Genomic DNA, 23627 nt, shown 5'->3' with positions numbered 1-23627 from the left:
TTCCCGGTAATCCCGAAATCCATTAAATCCCGGTAAAAAAAACTTATTAACTCAGCAAAGCTGCCTACTAATAATCCAAAAATCCTTTAATCCATTAATCATAATGTTCGGTTGAACCCCTCCATAACAGAGGGGTTCTTCCATTATATCCCAAATTAATGAACTAATTATCTTTCTCTACTCCTTCGACGTTTTGCTTCTTCGAAGATTTGTTTTCTTTCTCATGCGGAGCTTTCCAAGCGATGAGTGCAATCATCGCAACGCAGAATACGATGAATAACTTATTGTAGATCGTGTATCTTTTCATTATGCTGCAAGATTTACTTGTATGATATCAGAGATATCGATGTTTGTTCCCAGACTTTTATGTGCATTCGGTTCAGCATGAGAACGTGCTGCCTGATAAGCCATAATATTTTCTTCAGGGATAAGATAGTATTCGATCTTTGCATCGATTATATTGTAACGTGCTACGATCATTCCTGAATTCTTTTTACCATCAGTAAAAGTAAATTGTCCTTGGTGGAAAACCAGATTTTGAATTTCGTTAGTGCTCATTTTGTTTCGTGTTTTTTGTTTTTGAATAGTTCTCAAATGTAGTCCCATGCACGGTGGTTGTTCAATTATGTTTGGTAAACAGCCTTAAACAATGGGACGAATAAGTGATTTTGATTGTAAAAGCATGCCAAAACCAGACGGAATCATAACATTTTGGTCATTATTTCTTAACAATGGGGATTCCCGGATAAAATTGACTTTATTGAAAAAATTGTATTTTGAGCTAAAATCTGGATCTATGAAATATTTTTTAGTTGTCGCTTTTGCGTTTTTTAACTTAAATCTCAAAGCTACAAACCTTTTTAAGACACTGAATTCTGGAAATATCGAGTTTACTTCCAGTATCAGTGACAATGATTCAACAGCAATTTTTGCCGGGCAATCTTTAAATAGCCCATCTTCCGGAATATTGGTAAGGATTAATAAAATTGGAGATATAATCTGGTCAAAACAATTTAGTGATAGTCTGTCAGTAAAATTTAATCAGCTTACATTTAACTTCGACAGTACAAAAATTGTTGTAGCAGGTGAAATTACAGATACAACAGATCATGCATCAGGATTATTACTTGAATTAGACCTCGATGGAAATCTGATATGGCAAAAAAGTTATGATGTTGATACCATCAAAACGAGTTTTACAACATTATCCTTTACCGCAGAAAATAAACTGGCAATCTCTGCCATGATCACCTACGAGTCGTTGGGAAATTATTATGCAGTTATATTTATTGCCGATAGCAGCGGAACTATTTATAAAAAGCTGCCATATGAGAATTTTGATCCTTTCTCTGCTCCGATTGTAATGAGTGATGGAACCCTGTTTTTAACCGGTATAGAATATAATATTTTTGACAATGCCTGTTACAACTATGGAATGAACATCGATTCGGGACTTTCGATTATAAACTGGAAGACCAATTATTACGAAGCAAACAGTGAACCCGGCTTCACTAAAGTAGGTCCGAAAAATATTTTATTAAAAAATGGAAATATCATTTTCTCTTTCAGCCATGGTACATGGCAATCATGTCCACATTTCAAAACATTAGAAATTGATTCAGCCGGAAATGTTATATGGGTTTCACAAGGAGGACCCGGAGTTACTGTATTAAGTGATGGAAGTATTTTTGTTGAGCAGGAGCAATGTTATAATCATGGCTTTTTCAGGATGGACTCTACCGGGTCATCTTATACAAATTATGACTTGATCTCCGGAAATTTGATGAACCCCGGAATTACGTCTATCGGAAACCAACTGATATTGTTAACCGACAATGGATTTCTTTTAATGGATAGCAGTTCTTGTAATGTTGTAAACACTGGTACACAGAGTGACTCAGGATTCACCTTTACGAGCTTGCCACAATTGTCTTTACCTCTTCTGACGACTGCACAGACATTTCCCCATGTTAATTCAAATCTTGTAGCATCAGGCGGTCCAAACTTTCACATCGATTGCGGATCCACATTAATTTCAAAAAGTGAAGCACCACATTTGAGAATTTTTCCAAATCCTGCTAGCGAGGAATTAAATATTGAAATAAATTTCCTTCAGTCAAGAAAATTGGCCTATTCAGTTTCAGATATCAGTGGAAAAATAATTTTTTCCGAAAAAATAAATTTGTCGGCAGGAAATTCATTTTCGATTAACACAGATAAACTTTCATCAGGAATATACTTTGTCAACCTTACCATAGATGAAAGATCTATGACTAAAAAGGTATGCGTTTCAAAGTGATAGAACTAGCCTGAAAAAAATTAGACTTGATACAAAAACCTTACTTCTGACTTTGACAAGTCTAAAGTCAATCCCATTAATCCATACATCCGAGAATCCAGGTCAAAGAAAACCCCGCTGGTATTACCAAACGGGGCTCCTCGTCTAACCAAAAAAACCTGTCTTTATTTCACAACGACTTTTATAAATTGTTTGTCGTTATCCAGATCTAACTCCGCCAGATAAATTCCGCGCGGCAGATCTGATACATTGAAAATTTCATTGTTGGTACCGGAACTTGCGTAACGGTTTCTTGATACAACAACTCTTCCTGTTATATCCAGGATACGAATTGTGTAATCAGTATTTTTTAGTGATTCAAAGCGAATCGTAAATTCAGTAGTTGCCGGATTTGGGAAAGCAGTGAATTCTGTTTTATAGACAACTTCTCCACTACTATTGATCCTACATGGATTGACCACGATACTTAAATTTCTTTCAGGGCTGATACCGCATGAATTTTCTGCAGTTACAGAAACATTACCACTCGACGCACCCATATAATCAACCGTGATCTCAGTTGTGCCCTGTCCGGCAATGATTGTCGCTCCCGGTGGAACATTCCAGACATAATTGGATGCACCATATAATGAATCGACCTGATAAAATGCTATACTTGTTGAAGGAATGGAATTACATGCTCCTGTTGGTCCTTCGATTTCGTGACAAAGTTGCGGACGAGCAAATACAACTCCGCACCGTGCTATACTACTTCCGCAAGCATTGTCTGCAGTCAGACACAAAGTTGCATGATCAAATCCGGGTAAGAAGTCAACTGTGATAGTATCGTTACCGTTTCCATGAACAACAACATAGCTGCTGTTAAAATTCCAGTTGTAAGAAGTTGCGCCTGCAACAGAATCGATTCTGTACATAACACTATTCGATTGACAAACTCCATAAAACGGTCCGCTGATAGCGCCCGGTTTTTGAGGAAGCGATCGAACTTGCATTTCACGAAGTTCACTTGAATTACAACCACTGTTGGATGTAATGTAAAGAGTACCGTAAACAAAGTTTGACGGAAACGTAATTTCAACTGTCGATGCTGATGTTGTTAATGGATTTCCTGAACTCGCAGGAGAAGCAATAACACATCCTTGCGGTGCATACCATGTATAAGAAGTTGCGCCCGGTACCGGTGCAAATGAATAGGTATAAGTTCCATTTGAACATGCTCCAACGGCTGCTCCGGTAACTGATCCCGGTTTTGCCGGTGCAGAATATACTCCAATTACATATTGGGCAGAAATACCTCTGCAATTCGATTTAGAAGCTCGTAAATAACCCCAGACAAATCCAGTGTCAACTAATACCTGTATAGTAGAAGTATTCTCACCGGAAACAATTGACATGTGCGATGGAATAATCCAGTTGTAATCCTGAGCAATTGAATCTTCTTCGATGCTGTAAGTTAAAGTCTGACCGGGACAAACAGTATTGATCTGGCCATAGATCGTATCCGGTGCAAATGGTTTTGATGGCGCATAATAAGTTGCAAGGCAAGATGGAGAACCGAATCCGGTACCATCATCAGCAGCGACACAAATATCGCCAAAGGTTGATCCGAAATCAATTGTAATTGATGAAGTCCCTTGACCGGAAACAACTGTCGCCCCGGCTGGTAATGTCCATGCGTAATTGATTACTCCGGGAATTGCATCAACAAAGTAGACTACTGTTGACTGATTCGTACAAACAGCAGCCGGACCATGAATCGTTCCTGCATTTACAGTACTTATCTGAGCACTGTTCATCGGATTTATCGATGCCTTTGTATATAAAGCTGCCATTACATTAATAATGACAAGGAGAATAACTAAAATGGTTTTTCTTGAAGACATAAATCTGTGGTTTTTCTACAGATTTATAGCTTGCTAAAATTATTTTGTTGAGTGAGAGATGATCTTTCTCTTACGACTGTAAGAAATATGGGAAAAATGTTAAAAACGGCTGGAGAGTCAGTTTGAGTGTGGAATGTGAAACAACAATTTGACCTTACTACAACTTTACATGATTATGGCAAGTATCCGCAAGACAGTTTGAGTTTGAAGACACTTCAAATTTAAAAGAAAGTATAAAGAGTAAAGTGCGGAATATCGTTTGTTACTTCCCACACTTCACACCACACACTCAAACTGTAAAGTGTCCGGGATGAGATTCGAACTCACACGGTTTCCCGCCACCCCCTCAAAGTGGTGCGTCTGCCAATTTCGCCACCCGGACAATAATATAATAAGGGCTGCAAAAATATGATTTTTTACTTAATCATTACCTTTGCAGCCCTTTTAGCAAATCGAATTTAATTCTAGTGTTTCAAGTACTTATCAAGCCAGTCGAAAAATTCACGCTGCCACATGATGCTATTTTGTGGTTTTAATACCCAATGCCCTTCATCAGGGAAACTCAGGAATCGTGCAGGGATGCTTTTCATACGTGCAGCAGAATATGCTTCCAGTCCTTGAGTATATGGAACACGATAGTCTCTTTCATTAGAAATGATCAGTATGGGAGTATCCCAGTTTTGTGCAAAACGATGTGGCGAGAATTTATCGTAGCTGATTGGTTTTGGAGTTCTCCAGAATGCGCCGTCCATTTCGTAATTATTAAAGAATAACTCTTCAGTAGCCATCATACTCTCAAGATTATAGACACCGCAATGAGAGATAAATGCTTTGAATCTTTTGCTGTGATTTCCTTCCAGCCAGAAAACAGAATACCCGCCATAGCTCGCTCCAACTGCACCTAGTCTGTTCTTATTTACAAAAGGTTCTTTAGAAACAGAATCAATTGCACTCAAAAGATCATTCATCGGTTGTCCACCCCAGTCTTTGCTGATCTGATCATTCCACTTACGACCAAATCCAGGCATACCTCTTCTGCAAGGAGCGACTACGATATATTGATTCGCAGCCATTAACTGGAAATTCCATCTGTATGAGAAGAACTGACTTACTGTTGACTGCGGTCCACCCTGACAATACAATAGTGTGGGATATTTTTTCGTCGGATCAAAATTCGGAGGATAGATCACCCATGTAAGGATCTCTTTACCATCAGTTGCTTTGATCATTCGCTTCTCAACTTTGCCAAGAGTATAAGATTTCAGGATCTCTTTATTTGTAAAAGTAATCTGTTCGGATTTCCCTGACTTCTCATCAATTGTGAAAACTTCAACCGGTTCTGAAATTGACATTCTTGTTGCAACAATTTTATCTTTTCCATTTGAACCAAGTGCAAGGGAATATCCTGTATAATCAGCTGTGTCTTTCGTTAACTGAAGAATAGAATTTACTTTTGACTTATTGGCAACATCATAATAGAAGATCTGGTCAGTAGCTGCAATATCTGAAATGAAATAAACGCGATTTCCGGAAGCAGACCATTTAACAGCTTCTACATTGAAATCGAAATCAGATGTTATGTCTTTCTTTGTCTGAGTTGCAATGTCATAGATCATCAGGCGTTGCTTGGAAGCTTCGTTATTCGGTTCATCCCAGGAGATCCATGCGATTGATTTTCCATCAGCAGAAAAAGCCGGAGCTTTGTCGTATCCGGAATTATCTTTGGAAAGAATCGTTGTTTTCTTTGTATCAATTTCATACAAATAGATATCTGAGTTTGTTGTCATGGCATACTCACGGCCACTTAATTTTTTGCATGTATAAGCGATCCATTTTCCATCAGGACTTACAGCAATTTCTTCATCACCGCCATTTGGTTTCATTGGAGAATCATAATGTTCATCTTTCAGAATATCTGTTGGCGAGCCGATCACATTATTCACAACGGAAGAGACAAAAATATGACTGTATTTCCCATCCGCCCATGAATCCCAGTGACGCATCATCAGGTCATCATAAACTTTTCCTGTTGTTTTTGGAAGATCCGGATATTTATCTTTACCAAGAAATTTATCGAGTTGAACATCCATTGTCATCCAGACGGTACTTCCGTTACTTGAAAATCCAAAATTGCTGATATCGTTTTCAGTTTGACTGACTTGTTTTTTATCACTTCCATCAGAATTCATACTCCAGATCTGACTACTTCCACCATCACTCAAATAGAATATTCTTTTACTGTCACTACTCCAGCGTGGTGATGTTTCGTTTATTGAATCAGCTGCAATCGCTTTTACAGATTTGGTTTTAAAGTCGTACAACCATAGATCAGAATTTCCTTTGTTTTTCTGAACATCAAAATTTCTGATGTTGTAAACGACACTGTTTCCGTCAGGTGAAATTTGTGCATCATTAACTCTTCCCAGTTTCCATAAAGATTCCGGTGTCAGCCAGTCACCCTTTGCGGAAATGAAAATTGATAATGCAAACAGAAATAAGATTGATTTCTTCATATTATTATTGATTGATTTTTTTGACACAGATATTCTGTAAGAGTGGAACCATAAAATTCCAGGACAGAATTAATGGAAGCGAATATAGATAATTTACAGTTTTGGGACTACTTTACTAATTCAAAAACATATAATTTAAAGCCTGAATCTTCAAATAATGGATGAATCAATCGAACTTTAGGAGAATTTAACAAATCGTTTAGTTTTAACCTACATGCTGATTCAGAAAACTGACTATCCCAGAAGATATAAGTTGGCAGTGACTTTACTTCCATTTTTTCTACATTAAGATCAAATTGTTCAATATTTTTTTCTTTATCAAATGGATTCCTGTCTGTATTGAATACGATTCCGGGATGCGCATAATAAATTATACAATCCTGAGAATAATTTTCTTTAAACCACTTCGCTGCTACCAATTCAACTTTTGCATCATAACTTGCTTTCAGTGGATACTTATAAATTTCAAAAGTTGACCTGACTACGAAAAATAAAAATATTAAAACTAAAGGTAGAGAATACTTTTTTGAAAGTTTCTCAATCAACAATTTATTAATTCCATAACAACATATAACTACCCAAAAAGGTGATACCGATACCAGAACTCTTTCCAAACCAAGTGAAGCAAACATTCCAAATTTCCAGGCAACAACATGGAATACTAAAAACAGGAATGCCGGAATAAAAATCAGAAAAAGAATTTTAAATTCCGGAGTAAGTTGTTTTCTGTTAAAAGTTGTGAAAGAACTTAAACAGTAAAAAGTAAGGCGAGAATACTTATCAGTAAAACGATCAATTGCGGACTTCCCCAGATTGTATTATATCTGTTCAACATGTCCATCCACTGCCCATGACCATATGGACTCACAACCTTATATGGGTTCTCAGTAAAAAACCATAAAAAATCATGTCCGGAAAATTTACCTGCAAGTGAGTAGACGATAAATCCAACTCCGAGAAACGGTATGTATTTCCATTTTCCAATAAAAAGTAAATAGAACAAAACATACAAGGTCAGAAATGATCCTTCCGTTCTGGTATAAAGAGAAAACGACATAAGAATCGCGCCTGCAAGAAATTTTTGTTCATACAATAAATACATTGAAGCAATCAATACAAGACTCATCAAAGGCTCTGTCATTCCACTCTGAACCATTGCGAAATACAATGGAGTAAAAAGTAGCAGAATAATGGAAAGCCAATTGAATTTCAGGTTGAGTTTTTCACAGAATTTATAAGTTACAATTGCAGCAGTTAAACCAACTACAATATTAAATATCTGTAATCCATAAAATCCAAATTGCGCAAAAGAGGTGCTTAATAAAATAAAAAATGGTTTTCCCCAATGATGCAGGAAAAATTCAGGGTACGAAACAGCATAGCGGGAGAAATAGTAATGCCAGACATTATCAGGACCACCTTCTGAATATTCATTCTTATATGAAAAATATAAAAGTAAAGCGCCTGTAATTAAAAGTATTATGAAAGCAGGAAGATGACGCCTTATAAATTGCATTCGTATAAATTTTGAATTTTGAAGCAGATCGATTATGTCAACATTCCACCATCAACATTCAATACCTGGCCGGTAATATATGTAGACAAATCAGAAGCGAGGAATAACACTGCATTTGCAACATCTTCGGGAGTTCCACCGCGTTTCAATGGAATAGCTTCGCGCCATTGTTTAACAGTTTCTGCAGGTAAAACATCTGTCATTTCCGTTTCGATAAATCCGGGAGCAATTGCATTGCAACGGATACTTCTGCTTCCTAATTCTAATGCGACTGACTTCGTAAATCCGATGATCCCCGCTTTAGAAGCAGCATAATTTGCCTGTCCTGCATTTCCTTTCACTCCTACTACACTACTTATGTTTATTATTGAACCGCTGCGTTGCTTCAGCATCGGACGCTGACATGCTTTTGTGATATTGAAAACCGAATTTAAATTTGTGCGGACCACTTCATTAAAATTTTCTTCTGTCATTCTCATCAGAAGTCCATCGCGTGTGATTCCGGCATTATTAATTACAATATCAAGAGTACCGAATTCTTTTACCACTTCATTTATAAGTTCATCAGCCGCTTTAAAATCAGCTGCATCAGAACGGTAACCTTTTGCTTTAATTCCAAAAACAGCAAGTTCATTTTCCAATGCCTGCCCTCTTTCAACAGATGACAAATAAGTAAATGCAACATTGGCTCCTTGTTCAGCAAGTTTAATTGCAATGCCACGACCAATACCTTTTGAAGCTCCGGTAATAAGAGCAGTTTTTCCGGATAAAAGTTTTTCCACAGTTCGATGATTTTATTGGACGCAAAATAGAAAGATTTGATGAATAAATCACAAATTTTATAAAACTCAGTCAATCAGCCAGATGATTAACTCATTAATAATTAACTTCTAATATCTATTAACTCCTTTTTCATACATTTATCGCCTCAGAAATAAATTCAATAAAATCATCTATGAAAAAACTATTATTACCGGGGCTATTAATTTGCTTGCTGTTGAATGTTTACGGGCAACAAATACAGCCGAAAAAAAATGCATCTGTTGAAGGGATCACAGAATACGAATTGCCAAATGGTCTTCGGATTCTACTCTTTCCTGATCAGACAAAATCAACTGCAACAGTAAATATCACTTATCTGGTAGGCTCCAGAATGGAAGGATATGGTGAAACCGGAATGGCACATTTACTTGAACATATGTTGTTCAAAGGTTCCACTAACCATCCGAATATTCCACAGGAGCTTTCTTCACATGGAGCGAGTCCCAACGGAACCACTTGGTATGACCGGACAAATTATTTTGAAACGTTTTCTGCAACAGAAGAAAATCTCAATTGGGCATTATCTCTGGAAGCAGATCGAATGGTGAATTCATTTGTTGCAAAAAAAGATCTTGAATCAGAATTTTCTGTGGTAAGAAATGAATTTGAAAGCGGTGAAAATTATCCTACCTCTATATTGCAGGAAAGAGTAATGTCAGCTGCATACATCTGGCACAACTACGGTAAATCAACTATTGGTTCCAAAGAAGATATTGAAAAAGTTCCTATAGAAAATTTACAGGCCTTTTACAGAAAATTTTATCAGCCTGATAATGCCGTATTAATGGTAACAGGTAAAATTGATGAATCAAAAGCTCTTGCATTGATCACAAAATACTTTGGAAGTATTCCGCGTCCTGCAAGAAAATTACAAGAGCCATATACAGTAGAGCCGCCGCAAGACGGGGAACGTCAGGTAATTCTTCGCCGTGTAGGTGATATTCAGGCTGCCTCTGCAGGGTATCACATTCCTTCAGCTTCACACCCAGATTATATTGCTATTGAAATCTTAAGTCATGTACTTACTAACGAACCTTCCGGTCGTCTTTATAAAGCATTGGTTGAAACTAAACTTGCATCTTCAGTATATGCACAGGTATTTCCTTTGAAAGATCCGGGTTATATTTATTTTGACACTGAGATCCTGAAAGAAAAATCAATTGATTCAGTACAGAAAACTATGCTGAATTTACTTGATAACTTAAAAAGCAATCCTATTACTCAGGAAGAATTGGATCGTGCAAGAACTTCTTTACTTCGTGATTTTGAACTGGCATTCAGCAAGAGTGAATTAGTAGGAACATTCATCAGTGAATTTATCGCTTCAGGTGACTGGAGATTAATTTTTCTTTATCGTGATCGCATTGAAAATATCCAACTGGCAGATGTAAACCGTGCTGCGCTTGATTATTTTAAACCATCAAACCGGACAACAGGTTTGTTTATTCCTGAAAAAGATCCTTCAAGAACAATTGTTCCACCTTCGCCTGATCTGAAAGAAACGTATAAGAATTACAAAGGAAAAGCAATTGAAGCAGCAGCAGAAGCATTCGATGCTACTCCTGCAAATATTGAAAAAAGAACTCACCGCGGAGAATTAACCGAGGGTGGAAAATATGCTTTGCTAAACAAAACAACCCGTGGAAATCTTGTAAAAATGAAATTATCACTACGAATTGGTAGTGAAAAAAGTCTGGAGAACAGAGGTGATTTCATTGACGCTACTGCAGCAATGCTGATGAAAGGAACAAAAAATCTTTCTGAAGAACAGATCAACGATACCCTTGCAAAAATGAAAGCTGAAGTTGGTATTTCCAGTAATGGTCAGGTTGTAAATATTGATATCAGTACAACAAGAGATAACCTTGTTCCTGTAATGACAATTGTAAAACAAATTCTACGCGAACCTTCATTTCCGAAAGCAGAGTTTGAAAAAATGCGTGAAGAGATCCTTGCCGGAATTGATCAGCAGAAAAGCGATCCGCAAGCAATTGCATTTCTGAGAATTGATCAGCTTACAAGAGTGTATCCAAAATCAGATTTCCGTTACACTTCAACATTTGATGAAATGACTGCTGCTGTTAAAAAAATGACAATAGAAGATCTGAAGAAAATGTATACTGATTTTTATAATAGTGCAAACGCTACAGTAGCTGTTGTAGGTGAATTTGATGAAACAAAAGTTCTTGCTTCTTTGAATTCAATTCTTGACAAATGGACTTCTCCTGAAAAATATACACGCGCTGCCGATAATTATGCAAAGGCAACAGCACAGAACGATAAGATCATTACTCCTGACAAGAAAAATGCAACTATGTCTGCACGTTTAAATCTGACGTTGAAAGATGATAATGGAGAATATCCGGCATTGATATTAGGTAACTATATGTTAGGCGGCGGATTTTTAAATTCCCGTCTTGCAACACGCATCAGACAGAAAGATGGACTAAGTTATGGTGTTGGTTCCTGGCTAAGAGCTTCGGCACTTGATCAAAGTGGAGAGTTTGGTTCGTATGCAATTTACAATCCGGAAAATTCTGCCAAATTAATTTCAGCTTATCAGGAAGAACTTGCGAAGATGATCAAAGACGGCTTCACTGATGCTGAGTTGAAAGATGCTATTTCAGGATTCATTCAGAGCCGTGAGAAAAACCGCTCAGATGATGGGTATCTTGTAAACAGATTATCAGATTACCTATTTCTGAACCGTACAATGGCATTTGATGATGCCTTTGACAAAACAGTTGCTCAGTTAAATACGACACGTGTAAATGATGCAATGAAAAAATGGATCATTCCGGCGGAGATTACTATTGTGCAGGTAGGAGACTTTAAATAACGTAAAGTGAAAAGTGAAAAATTCAGGTGTTATTAAAATAGCCTAAAATAAAAAAGGGTTTAATGTGTAAATTACACGTTAAACCCTTTTTTTTTCACTTTTCACTTTTCACTTTTCACTTTTCACTTTTCTTTTTTGCTTTGCTTTTCTTGCTTTTTCTTTTTAATTTCTTTTGAATTTATTTAGAAGCCACTGCACTAAGAACTTCCGCCATCGTCAAACCGATAACAGCAGGAGAATCTACAACGGTGATTCCGCATTCGCGCATGATCTTCATTTTTGCTGCAGCAGTATCATCAGCACCACCAACGATTGCACCGGCGTGACCCATACGACGACCTGCAGGAGCAGTTTGTCCGGCGATGAAACCTACAACAGGTTTTGTACCATTTGCTTTTATCCAGCGAGCAGCTTCTGCTTCCAGACTTCCGCCGATCTCACCGATCATGATGATGCCATCAGTATCTTTATCGTTCATGAAAAGTTCCACAGCTTCTTTAGTTGTTGTTCCAATTATTGGATCACCACCAATACCAATGGCTGTAGAAATTCCTAATCCTGCTTTCACAACCTGATCAGCTGCTTCATATGTAAGGGTACCGGATTTAGACACAATACCGATACGTCCTTTTTTGAAAACGAATCCGGGCATGATACCAACTTTACATTCGTCAGCAGTAATTACTCCCGGACAATTTGGTCCGATCAAACGGGCTTTTTTTCCGGCAAGATATTCCTTCACCATGATCATATCTTTCACAGGAATTCCTTCCGTGATAGTGATGATCAATTCAATTCCTGCTTCAGCTGCTTCCATGATTGCGTCTGCAGCAAATGCCGGAGGAACGAAAACGATAGAAACATTTGCACCGGTACTTTTAACAGCATCAGCAACAGTATTGAAAACAGGACGATCAAGGTGTTTTGTACCACCTTTACCGGGCGTAACTCCTCCAACTACCTGAGTTCCATACTCTATCATCTGCGTAGCGTGAAATGTCCCTTCACTACCCGTAAATCCCTGAACTATAATTTTGCTGTTTTTGTTAACCAGTACACTCATTTTCTGTATTTTTTTAGTAGAGGGGCGAAAATAGAGTATTTTAGTTTAAGGTTGGCGATTGGGGGAAAATTTCATGCAACCTGCAACCAGCAAAGTTTCAGGTTTGCAGGTTTTCAGGTTGCAGTTGCAATTATAAGCAAGAAGCTAACTCTTCAATTCCATGTGATGTATAACTTCTTTCAGATTACTTAAAACAGTGTAAATCAATCGTATATTTGCATTTTTTAAATTAACAAATTAAGAGTAGTTTTGGTAAGGTATCTCAGCTTAAAAACCAGATCGATCAAGTCCATATCAAAGTCGAACTCCATAATCGAAGTAAACCTGAAACCTGTAAACCTTAAACCTGCAAACCCAAAGATGAATCCAACCACAGAAACTATCACAGCATTGGCCACTCCTCCCGGGATGGGTGCTATAGCTGTGATCAGGTTATCGGGAACAGATGCAATCAGGATTGCAGATTCATTTTTTGTGGCCAGGAAAAAGGGAGTAAGGTTAACACAAGTTGATACACATACTCTGCACTTTGGAGTTATTAAAAAGGGTGCGGAAATGATCGATGAAGTATTGATATCTGTTTTCAAAGGACCGCATTCTTACACCGGCGAAAATACTGTGGAGATCTCTTGTCATGGTTCGGTTTACATTCAGCAGCAGATCCTGAACATTTGTCATTTGAATGGCGCTCGTTATGCTGAGCCCGGAGAGTTTACTATGCGTGCTTTTCTGAATCGCAAGCTGGATCTTTCTCAGGCCGAAGCTGTCGCTGATCTGATTGCATCCGATTCGTCAGGTTCACATAAGCTGGCACTCGAACAAATGCGTGGTGGATTTTCAGCGGAGATCACCATGCTTCGTCAGGAGCTGATTCATTTTGCTTCATTGATAGAACTCGAACTCGATTTTGCTGAAGAAGATGTTGAATTTGCAAATCGTGATGATCTGAAGAAGACCATCAATCGTTTACAAAAATATATTTCAAGGTTAATAGAGTCATTTGATCTCGGCAATGTGATCCGTACAGGAATTCCTGTTGTTATTGCAGGAAAACCAAATGTAGGAAAATCAACATTGCTGAATGCCTTGCTGAATGAAGAGCGTGCAATCGTCAGCGAGATTGCCGGAACAACACGCGATACGATTGAAGAAGAAATTACCTTAGGTGGAATTAAATTCCGCTTTATCGATACTGCCGGTATCAGAGAAACAAAAGATGCAATAGAAAGCATTGGAGTTTCTAAAACATTTGAAAAAATGAAACAGAGTCCGGTAGTATTATATCTTTTCGATCTCCACGAAACCGGAGCCGGTGATTTGCGAATAGAACTTGATGCGATCCGAAAAGATCTTCAAACGGAAATCAGATTATATCCAATAGGAAATAAAGCAGATAAAGAAAACAGTACAGAAATTCAAAATGAGTTCGGCGATTTCGAAAACATCACTTTTATTTCTGCAAAAGAAAAGACCAACATTGAAAGTATTACTTCGCTCCTGCTCTCCTTTGTAAACTCCGGAAAGAATTTACACAACACAGCCATCGTCACCAACATCCGCCACATCCAGGAACTCCGCGAAACAGCAAACTCACTAACCAGAGTCTACAATGGTCTGGAACAAAAAGTAACAAATGATTTCATTGCGGGTGATCTGAGGATGGCTTTGCATCATCTAGGGTTGATCACAGGAGCTATTACGACTGATGATTTGTTGGAGAATATATTTTCGAAGTTTTGTATTGGAAAGTAACATTAAAAATTAAAAAATAACCCGACCTTTGCAGTCATTAAACTGAACAAGAAATTTTATGAAGAAGTTTTATTCAATTATTGCTGCCGGAGGATTTCTGTTGATTTCATTTATTCTTCTGTCAGATGATAAACTTCAAAAAGACCCCAACTTCGTTTCATTAGAAAACGGATCTTTTCATTTAAACGAAAAACCCTTCTACCCGATTGCAATTAACTATATGGTCGCACTCAGGACTGACAGTAAAGAATTCTGGCCAAGCCCTTATCCTGAATATGGTCCTATGGCTATTCGGGAATTATTGGATAAAGATTCAAGTTTAAAGACCCTTAAAGCTGATCTTGAAATGATAAAGCAAATGGGTTTTAATACTGTCAGGTTTGCAAACATTGGTGAAGTAAAAAGAGAACCGGGTGTGAATGAATGGTTTTATATCAATACAATTTTCAATAAAACTGATAGTACACGGATCACTTTTAAAGATGGTATTACGTATGTTAAATATTTAAAAGCGGTTGATGAACTTGTTGAACTTGCAAAGAATGCCGGACTGAAAATAATTTTTCTGGTGAAACTTCAGGAAGATGCCCGCGGGCCTAAACTATTTCTTGAAAAAGTAATGACTCACTTTAAAAAGGAACCCACTATTATGGCTTATGATCTGTTCAATGAGCCACTCTACTTTCATAAAATAGAAAGAACAAAACCCGAAATATTCAAGATCACAAAACAGTGGCAGAATTTTATCCGCAAGTATGCTCCGCATCAGTTAACTACAATTGGATTAACAGGAATTCGCGAGGTCTTTGAATGGGATCCCAATATTCTGAACGTAGATTTTTTATCTTTTCATCCATATGAATATGAACCAAATCAAGTCATGAATGAAGTCTATTGGTATGGAAAATATGTTGAAAAACCCTGGATCATCGGTGAAACTTCCTTCCCTTCAAACAATGATACTATTAAGTACGAAGATCAGAGTCTGTTCGCTAAAAAGACATTGGAACAAGTTTGTAATTGTGGTGGCATTGGATATTCCTGGTGGCAGTACAAGGATGTTACCTGGGGATCCTATCATGCTGATTATATGGGTGTCGTCAATTGGCATGGCAGTACTACCACTGACAAAGGCAGTATGATCTATGGTACACCAAAACCGGTTGCAAAAATTTTCAAGGAATATAAACCTATGAAGTTAAAAGATCATTGTATAAAGCTTGATAATTACTACAATCTCTCAAATTATAAAGATCACAGGATCCTGGGAACTATTCTTGATGAAAATGATAAACCAATTGAAGGTGCAATCATAATGGGCTGGAGTAAAGACTGGACTAAAATAGTGAGCACTGTTTCAAAGAAAGACGGAACATTTGAACTCTACAGTAATTTTCCATTCGGACATTGGATAGCATCTGCTACGCATTATAATACTTTACGCGAAGGATTTTGGCACGATCATCAGAAGCAGTTGGATAGTACTACTAATGTTACGAATTATGATCTGGGGCGGTTGAAGTTTAAGAAGGTTTTTTAGGAAAAGAAAAAAAGAAGAATAAAGTTTGAAGAAAAAAATAAAACACTGAGAACACAAGATCACAATAAGATCACGGAATTCCGTGGGCTTTTGTGAACTTGTGTTCTTTGTGTTTTACTTTTTAAGCAAGTACTGCCTCCAAAGTTATCTCTGTATTCAACAACTTCGAAATAGGGCAATTTGCTTTTGCATCTGCTGCTAACTCCTGAAATTTTTCATTTGTGATTCCCGGTACTTTTGCTGTTACATGCAATGCAGATTTAGAAACTACTCCACCTTCAAATGTGATGTCGCACTTTGTGTCAATATTCTCCGGTGGAAAATTCGCTGCAGTTAAAACGAAACTTAATTTCATTGAGAAACATCCTGCATGAGCTGCTCCTACCAGTTCCTCCGGATTAGTTCCGATACCATTTTCAAAACGAGTACCATAAGAGTACTGTGCATTGTCAAGCACTTTACTTGCCGACGACATTGTACCTTTACCTTCTTTACCGGTTCCTTTCCAGTTTGCTGTTGCTGATCTGATCATAATTGATTTATATTTTATGTTTTAAACTATTTATATTTTAAAATTATCATTCACGTGCTGCAGCCACAAATTTACGACTATTCCTCAAATTCTTCTGAAAGTATTTACAAAATTCCGTTAAGCCACAAATTTCACATTTTGGTTTTCTTGCTATACAAACATATCTGCCATGAAGAATTAACCAATGATGAGCTCTGGCAATTTTCGATTCTGGAATATATTTGATCAGCTGCATTTCAGTTTGCAAGGGTGTCTTTGCATTGGTAGTTAAACCGATTCTGGCCGACACACGAAATACATGCGTATCAACAGCCATAGCAGCTTTATCAAACACTACTGATGCGATAACATTGGCTGTTTTCCTTCCGACTCCGGGTAATTTTTGCAAATCATCAATATCCGATGGAACAACATTTTTAAAGTCATTCACCAGCATTTTTGCCATTCCTGCAAGATGCTTTGCTTTATTATTCGGATAACTGATACTTTTTATAAAAGGCAGAATATCTTCCGGCAATGCCAAAGCCATTGCTTTTGCATTAGGAAATTTATTAAACAAAGCCGGCGTTGTTTCATTCACACGTTTATCGGTGCACTGAGCAGATAGAATTACCGCAACCAATAATTGATACGGATCTTTATACTGCAACTCTGTTTCCGCTACCGGCATTTCCCTTTCAAAATACTCGATGACGTTTTTGAAAAGTTCCTTTTTGGTCATGCGGTCAAAGGTACTATTCTTTAAGTATTTTCTTAATTACATAATGTTCTTGTTTAATAAGCATCAAACAAATCATTAAAGAAAACAAGGCTGAAATGAGGAGAGAAGGTTATTTACCATGTTCTACCTAACCTTCACCATTGAATGTAAGATAATGGGCTAAAAAAATTGATATGGCACCGGTGCGGACATACATTGTACTCATAATTCAAAAACGCACGTGCCTATGCATTGACAACAGAAAAAGGTTAGAGAGACAAAAAAGCCAGCTCGTCAATGACAAGCTGGCTTTTTTATTTACTTCCGATTTAGCAGAACAGAAGAATCTTTTCAATGCATCTGTCAGGGACCTGCGGAGCTTGAACTGAATCTAAAGTATTGATGACTTTATAGATTTCGTCATATTCACTTTTCAAATTCGGATCTCCGTCAATAGCACGTTGCGTGCGATCTCCATCAATGAGACCATTCTCATTGTATGCATAGTTAATTAAGTCTGAATAAGTAGTAGTTTTTATCATGCTATATCTTTTAGATACAGCTAGAACGCTACCGATTCCGGCTTATTTTATACTGACAAACTTTTTTTAATCTTTTAACGATACAGGACTCGATTCTACCATTTCACGCATTTTTAAAATGGCATAATGCATTCTTCCAAGGGCAGTATTAATGTTGATATCCAACATTTTAGAGATTTCTTTGAAAGACAATCCTGCATAATGACGTAGAATCACTACTTCTCTTTGTTCATGTGGAAGCTTGTCTAAAAGGCCCCTGACCATTGCGATTTTCTCATCGTAGATCATCTGTTCAACGGCATTTCTGCTATTAGCAGGAATTATATCGAACATACTGAATTCTTCAGTATCATGCTGCATAGGCATGAGTTTCACTTTTCTGAAATGATCGATCACCAGATTGTGAGCAATTCGCAGCGCCCATGGTAAAAACTTACCTTGTTCACTATAATGATTCTTCCTTAAACTTGAGATAATTTTGATGAAGGTCTCTTGAAATAGATCTTCAGCCATTTCCTGATTCTTAACCAGGAAATAAATAGTCGAGAAAATCCGTTGTTTATAACGGTTGACTAATTCAGTAATTGCTTGTTGGTTTCCATTTTGATAAAGACGCACAAGGTCCTTATCGTCCATCACTGTGAGTTTTGCCATAGCTGTTCTGCTTTAATTAGATTAAATTCTTAAAGTAGATTTTTAGCTATGTTTTTCCTCCTGGTTTTAAAAAATGTGATGTATATGTGATGGCTCGCTTTGACGTGTGTACTTAACGCTATAGAACAAATATATATACTGTAATCGACAAAAGCAAGAAAAAGTTTAAGAAATCTTACCGGATAGCTTTCAGTTTTCAACAGGTAAACGACTTTTTAACCAAAAACCACTAATTACCGCATTTTGTCAACTATTTCGGAATGCGGATTTCGGAATTCGGATTGTGTTAACACTCAATCCGAAATCCGAAATCGAAATACGAATTCAATTTCCCTTATCTTTGCAGATTCTCATTATTCTATGCAAAAAATCGATCAATTAGATGCCCGCAAATTCATTATTATCAAAGGTGCGCGGGTACATAATTTAAAAAATATAGACGTTGCTATTCCAAGAAATAAATTCATCGTCATTACAGGCTTATCAGGTTCAGGGAAATCTTCATTGGCATTTGATACACTTTATGCTGAAGGACAACGGCGATATGTTGAAAGTCTGAGTAGCTATGCCCGCCAGTTTATCGGCAGAATGGACAAGCCTGATGTCGATTACATAAAAGGTATTTCACCTGCTGTTGCAATCGAACAAAAAGTAAATACAAGGAATCCACGTTCCACAGTCGGAACATCTACTGAAATTTATGATTACCTGAAATTACTTTTTGCACGAGTGGGAAGAACGATATCTCCTGTTTCCGGAACTGTTGTAAAAAGGCAAACTGTAGAAGATGTCGTAAAGTACATTCAAACATTAGCTGAAGGAACAAAAATTTTCATTCTTGCTCCACTCTATTTACATCCCGGCAGAACTCTTGAAGAGGATCTGAATATACTTATTCAAAAAGGTTTTGTTCGTGTCAGTATTGCTGAAGTTATTTATAAAATTGAAGACCTTTTAAATAAAGAACACGAAAAACTTTTAAAAAGTATCAGTAGTTCAAGTGCAGTTGCAAAAGATAAAGTAAAACCTACTAAGAAAAAGAAAACTGAAGTTCAGGATGAACCTGCTGTTCCTCTTGCACCTGTAGCATCTTCCATTCAGATCGTAATCGACAGATTAAGTGTGACTGCAGCAGACGACGAAGCGAATTTATCGCGCATGAGCGATTCAGTTCAGACAGCTTTTTTTGAAGGTCACGGTGAGTGTTCAATTCTTATTCCTGACGATAAAAAAAATCTCGCAGTTCCATTCAACAACAGATATGAAGCTGATGGAATGACATTCGAAGAGCCAAGCACTCAACTGTTCAGCTTTAACAATCCTTTCGGTGCATGTAAGCGCTGCGAAGGTTTCGGATCGATCATCGGAATTGATGAAGACCTGGTTATTCCTGATAAATCACTTTCTGTTTATGAGAATGCAATTGTTTGCTGGCGTGGAGAGAAAATGAAAGAATGGAATGATGCATTGATCAAAAAAGCATACAAGTTCGATTTTCCTATACACCGTCCAATATATCAGCTTACACCGGAAGAAAGACAATTACTCTGGACAGGCAATTCCTATTTTGGCGGGCTTTCAGAATTTTTCAAATGGGTAGAAACACAAACCTATAAGATTCAATACCGTGTTATGCTATCACGCTATCGTGGTAAAACTATTTGTCCGGAATGTCGCGGAACAAGATTACGACACGATGCCAATTATGTAAAGATCGGTGGAAAATCAATTACTGATGTTGTACTAATGCCGGTAACAAGAAGCCGTGAGTTTTTTGCTCAACTGGAATTGAATCCTTATGAAACTACTGTTGCAAAAAGAATTTTAGTAGAGATAACAAATCGTTTGCAATTTCTTAGCGATGTCGGATTAGGTTATCTGACTATGAATCGTCTTTCCAATACCTTATCAGGTGGAGAATCACAAAGAATAAACCTTGCAACTTCTTTAGGAAGTAGTCTTGTCGGTTCTATGTACATTTTAGATGAACCAAGTATTGGTCTGCACCCAAAAGACACCCATCGGCTGATCAAAGTTCTGAAATCATTGCGCGATGTTGGAAATACATTGATCATCGTTGAGCATGAAGAAGAAATAATGAAAGCTGCGGATCAGCTGATCGACATTGGTCCGGATGCAGGTCGCAATGGTGGTGAGTTGATCTTTCAGGGAACGTTTGAAGAGATCCTGAAAGATAATCATGGTCATACAGGAAAATATTTAAGTGGACGCGAAAGCATTCCACTTCCATATAAGAGAAGGATCTCAACAAGTTTTTTTAAGATCGAAGGTGCCCGTGAAAATAATCTGAAAAACGTTACAACTAAATTCCACTTGGAGTAATGACAGTTGTAACGGGTGTCAGTGGTAGCGGAAAAACTTCGCTTGTAAAAAAAGTAATTTATCCGGCGCTTAAAAAAATCCACGGTGGTTTTGGTGAACAAACGGGTGCGTTCGATAAAATTAGTGGTGATTACAATAAACTCTCAGCTATTGAATTTGTTGATCAGAATCCGATCGGTAAATCATCTCGATCGAATCCTGTTACTTATGTAAAAGCTTATGATGAGATCCGCGGATTGTTTTCAGATCTGCCTCTATCACGTTCAAGAAAATATAAACCAAGTCACTTCTCTTTCAATGTTGAAGGTGGTCGTTGTGATGTATGCGAAGGTGAAGGTGAAGTAACGATTGAAATGCAATTCATGGCCGATATTCATTTAGTCTGTGAAAGTTGTCATGGAAAGAGATTCAAGCAGGAGATCTTAGATGTAGAATACAAAGGAGTGAACATTGCTGATGTATTGAACATGACCGTTGATGAAGCAATCGATTTCTTTGGTTCACCGATCAAGTCGTTCAATAACGATGCAAAGATCGCAGCCAAATTAAAACCGCTGGCTGATGTTGGTCTCGGATACGTTCGTCTCGGACAATCATCCAGTACACTTTCAGGTGGTGAAGCTCAACGGATCAAACTTGCCTCGTTTTTACAAAAGGGAAATAGCCACACTCATACCCTATTCATATTTGATGAACCTACAACAGGATTACATTTTCACGACATCAAGAAATTGCTGAAGGCATTTGATATGTTACTTGATCAGGGCAATACTATTCTTGTGATCGAACACAACTCAGAAGTTATCAAGTGTGCAGACTGGGCAATTGACCTTGGTCCTGAAGGTGGCGAAAACGGTGGACATATTATTTTCGAAGGAACACCTGAAGATCTTTCTAAATGTAAAGAGTCAGTTACGGGAGAATTTCTGAAGGAAAAGTTTAGCGGGCAGTTTACCAGGATTTAACCGGGATTTAATGGATTAATTGATTACCGGGAAATGGATTGTGAAGTAAAAAAATTGCCGGATATAATGAATCCAGGTAATCCAGAAATCATATTTAAAATCCATGTAAAAAATCAAGGTAATCCAGAAATCATTTAAAAATCCAGGTATAAATCCCGGTAAAAAATTCAGGTCAAATCCATGTAATCCAGAAATCATTTAAAAATCCCGGTCAAAATCCAGGTATTATTTACCCAGGTCATCAAAATTCACATCACTATACGATGTAGTATTCTGATCCGGTGCGGGTGAATCTTCTGACTCATTATAATTACTATGGTCATGATTGTAACTTACAGGCTCATTCCCTTTCATTGAATGAACTTTATCAAAAGCCTCATTCATTCCGTCTAAAAATTTTTCGAAGTCTTCACGGTAAAGAAAGATCTTGTGTTTTTCGTAAAAAGGAGTTCCATCATTTCCGAGACGTTTTTTGCTTTCCGTGATCGTAAGATAATAGTCATTTGCTTTCGTGCTTTTTACATCAAAAAAGTAAGTCCGTTTTCCGGCACGTACTGATTTAGAAAAAACCTCTTCCCGTTGATTATTGTGCTCTGACATATAGCTTAATATGGTTAGTTTTAAATGGAACGTGACAAAAATAGAAAAATATTTATATGTGCAAAAAACGTAACAGATTAATTTTGAGAAAGGTTGCCGGAACCTGCAAATTAATTGAGCAAATAACCTTTATAGTCTTAAAAATCAAGCATTAATGTTAAATATCGAAACTTCTATTGATATATTAGAAAAGAGATGGAAGACACCCATATCACCTCTGCTTTTAATTGCTGTCAACTTTTGCTGATCGAAAATAGAGGACAGATCATAGCGTTAGCTCTATAGAGATCATCCGTTTTAGCATTAATAATTGTTTGTAACTTTAAGGCAAAATCAGCAGATAAATCGCTTATTTTTGCATTTTGTGTAACAATTATGGTATTAACTTATTACGGTCATTCCTGCTTTTTAGTTGAAATTAGTGGGAAAAGAATTTTATTCGACCCATTCATCCGTCCAAACCCATTGGCTGCCGCAATCGATGTTAAGTCGATAAAAGCTGATTATATCCTTGTCACTCACGGACATTGGGATCATGTGGCTGATCTTATTGAAATTGCAAAACAGACAAATGCAATTGTCGTTTCCAATTTCGAGATCATTGAATGGGTTAAAAAGGCCGGAATTACAAATACGCATGCCATGAATATCGGCGGTCACTGGATCTTTGATTTCGGTAAAATCAAGTGTGTGAATGCTGTCCATTCAAGTTCATTGCCTGACGGTTCTTATGGCGGAAACGCTATGGGATTCCTGGTAGAAAGTGAAGATTTCAATTTCTACTATGCCGGAGATACTGCATTGCACCTCGACATGAAACTCATTGGCGATTTCAAGAAAATGCATTACACATTTCTGCCAATAGGAAATAATTACACAATGGGAATCGATAATGCAGTCATTGCATCTGATTTTATCCGTTGTGATAAAGTGATCGGTATGCACTTCGATACATTTGATCATATAAAAATTGAAGCAAAAGAAGCAAAAACAAAATTTGAACTAAGCGGAAAAGAATTATTCTTATTATCCGTTGGTGAAACAAGAGAAATCTGATTAACAAA

Annotated in this window: 18 protein-coding genes, 1 tRNA gene and 1 pseudogene; 6 read left to right on the top strand and 14 right to left on the bottom strand. The window is 37.3% G+C overall.

Going from position 1 to position 23627, the window contains the following annotated elements; genetic code table 11:
* Window positions 1–163 precede the first annotated feature (163 nt).
* Both IPL24_00695 and IPL24_00690 read right to left on the bottom strand, forming a co-directional pair.
* Entirely contained in the window at window positions 164–307 is a 144-nt protein-coding gene (locus IPL24_00695) for a hypothetical protein (GenBank protein ID MBK8362235.1), read from the bottom strand.
* Window positions 307–558 (bottom strand): hypothetical protein, encoded by a 252-nt coding sequence (locus IPL24_00690; protein MBK8362234.1) that lies wholly within the window; start codon window positions 556–558, stop codon window positions 307–309. The genes IPL24_00695 and IPL24_00690 overlap by 1 nt, the downstream gene beginning before the upstream one ends.
* 238 nt (window positions 559–796) lie before the next feature.
* Between IPL24_00690 and IPL24_00685 the strand changes: the two genes are divergently transcribed.
* A complete protein-coding gene (locus IPL24_00685; GenBank protein MBK8362233.1) occupies window positions 797–2299 on the top strand; it encodes a T9SS type A sorting domain-containing protein in 1503 nt (500 codons plus the stop codon).
* 164 nt (window positions 2300–2463) lie between these two features.
* Here the strand turns inward: IPL24_00685 and IPL24_00680 are convergent, their stop codons facing one another.
* The 6 genes from IPL24_00680 to fabG all read right to left on the bottom strand — a co-directional run bounded on the left by IPL24_00680 (window position 2464) and on the right by fabG (window position 8993).
* The gene (locus IPL24_00680; GenBank protein MBK8362232.1) at window positions 2464–4182 is read right to left on the bottom strand and encodes a T9SS type A sorting domain-containing protein; all 1719 of its coding nucleotides are present in this window, start codon (window positions 4180–4182) and stop codon (window positions 2464–2466) included.
* Between the two features lie 302 nt (window positions 4183–4484).
* A tRNA-Leu gene (locus IPL24_00675) sits at window positions 4485–4564 on the bottom strand.
* A gap of 82 nt (window positions 4565–4646) precedes the next feature.
* Window positions 4647–6695, bottom strand: a complete 2049-nt coding sequence (locus IPL24_00670) for a S9 family peptidase (GenBank protein ID MBK8362231.1) — start codon at window positions 6693–6695, stop codon at window positions 4647–4649.
* Window positions 6696–6802: 107 nt separating this feature from the next.
* The gene (locus tag IPL24_00665; GenBank protein MBK8362230.1) at window positions 6803–7327 is read right to left on the bottom strand and encodes a hypothetical protein; all 525 of its coding nucleotides are present in this window, start codon (window positions 7325–7327) and stop codon (window positions 6803–6805) included.
* A 116-nt stretch (window positions 7328–7443) separates the two neighbouring features.
* On the bottom strand, window positions 7444–8211 hold the full coding sequence (locus tag IPL24_00660) for a hypothetical protein (GenBank protein ID MBK8362229.1): 768 nt from the start codon (window positions 8209–8211) through the stop codon (window positions 7444–7446).
* Between the two features lie 32 nt (window positions 8212–8243).
* Window positions 8244–8993: a 3-oxoacyl-[acyl-carrier-protein] reductase gene (fabG, locus tag IPL24_00655; protein MBK8362228.1), complete on the bottom strand. Its 750-nt coding sequence runs from the start codon at window positions 8991–8993 to the stop codon at window positions 8244–8246.
* 173 nt (window positions 8994–9166) lie between these two features.
* On the opposite strand from fabG, the gene IPL24_00650 reads away from it, so the two are divergent.
* Window positions 9167–11872: an insulinase family protein gene (locus tag IPL24_00650; protein ID MBK8362227.1), complete on the top strand. Its 2706-nt coding sequence runs from the start codon at window positions 9167–9169 to the stop codon at window positions 11870–11872.
* A 178-nt stretch (window positions 11873–12050) separates the two neighbouring features.
* Here IPL24_00650 and sucD read toward each other — a convergent pair whose 3' ends face one another.
* The gene (gene sucD, locus IPL24_00645; GenBank protein ID MBK8362226.1) at window positions 12051–12935 is read right to left on the bottom strand and encodes a succinate--CoA ligase subunit alpha; all 885 of its coding nucleotides are present in this window, start codon (window positions 12933–12935) and stop codon (window positions 12051–12053) included.
* 360 nt (window positions 12936–13295) lie between these two features.
* On the opposite strand from sucD, the gene mnmE reads away from it, so the two are divergent.
* Window positions 13296–14687 carry a tRNA uridine-5-carboxymethylaminomethyl(34) synthesis GTPase MnmE gene (mnmE, locus tag IPL24_00640; GenBank protein MBK8362225.1) on the top strand — a complete coding sequence of 464 codons (1392 nt, stop codon included), beginning with the start codon at window positions 13296–13298 and terminating at the stop codon, window positions 14685–14687.
* Window positions 14688–14745: 58 nt separating this feature from the next.
* Window positions 14746–16227, top strand: coding sequence for a cellulase family glycosylhydrolase (locus tag IPL24_00635; GenBank protein MBK8362224.1), 1482 nt, complete (start codon window positions 14746–14748; stop codon window positions 16225–16227).
* Window positions 16228–16348: 121 nt separating this feature from the next.
* Here the strand turns inward: IPL24_00635 and IPL24_00630 are convergent, their stop codons facing one another.
* The 4 genes from IPL24_00630 to IPL24_00615 all read right to left on the bottom strand — a co-directional run bounded on the left by IPL24_00630 (window position 16349) and on the right by IPL24_00615 (window position 18655).
* The gene (locus tag IPL24_00630; protein ID MBK8362223.1) at window positions 16349–16759 is read right to left on the bottom strand and encodes an OsmC family protein; all 411 of its coding nucleotides are present in this window, start codon (window positions 16757–16759) and stop codon (window positions 16349–16351) included.
* A 46-nt stretch (window positions 16760–16805) separates the two neighbouring features.
* Complete coding sequence (nth, locus tag IPL24_00625; GenBank protein MBK8362222.1) at window positions 16806–17480, bottom strand: endonuclease III; 675 nt, start codon at window positions 17478–17480, stop codon at window positions 16806–16808.
* A gap of 308 nt (window positions 17481–17788) precedes the next feature.
* Entirely contained in the window at window positions 17789–18001 is a 213-nt protein-coding gene (locus IPL24_00620; GenBank protein ID MBK8362221.1) for a hypothetical protein, read from the bottom strand.
* A 66-nt stretch (window positions 18002–18067) separates the two neighbouring features.
* Entirely contained in the window at window positions 18068–18655 is a 588-nt protein-coding gene (locus tag IPL24_00615; GenBank protein ID MBK8362220.1) for a sigma-70 family RNA polymerase sigma factor, read from the bottom strand.
* A 360-nt stretch (window positions 18656–19015) separates the two neighbouring features.
* Here IPL24_00615 and uvrA point away from each other — a divergent pair.
* Window positions 19016–21963 (top strand): annotated as a pseudogene (gene uvrA / locus IPL24_00610) (excinuclease ABC subunit UvrA).
* A gap of 225 nt (window positions 21964–22188) precedes the next feature.
* Here the strand turns inward: uvrA and IPL24_00605 are convergent.
* Entirely contained in the window at window positions 22189–22563 is a 375-nt protein-coding gene (locus tag IPL24_00605; protein MBK8362219.1) for a PUR family DNA/RNA-binding protein, read from the bottom strand.
* A 375-nt stretch (window positions 22564–22938) separates the two neighbouring features.
* On the opposite strand from IPL24_00605, the gene IPL24_00600 reads away from it, so the two are divergent.
* The gene (locus IPL24_00600; protein MBK8362218.1) at window positions 22939–23619 is read left to right on the top strand and encodes a metal-dependent hydrolase; all 681 of its coding nucleotides are present in this window, start codon (window positions 22939–22941) and stop codon (window positions 23617–23619) included.
* Window positions 23620–23627 lie beyond the last annotated feature (8 nt).

The organism is Bacteroidota bacterium (assembly GCA_016711505.1).
Lineage (GTDB): Bacteria > Bacteroidota > Bacteroidia > AKYH767-A > 2013-40CM-41-45 > JADKIH01.
Note: the sequence above shows the minus strand (reverse complement) of the source record. Positions and strands in the feature narration are given on the sequence as shown.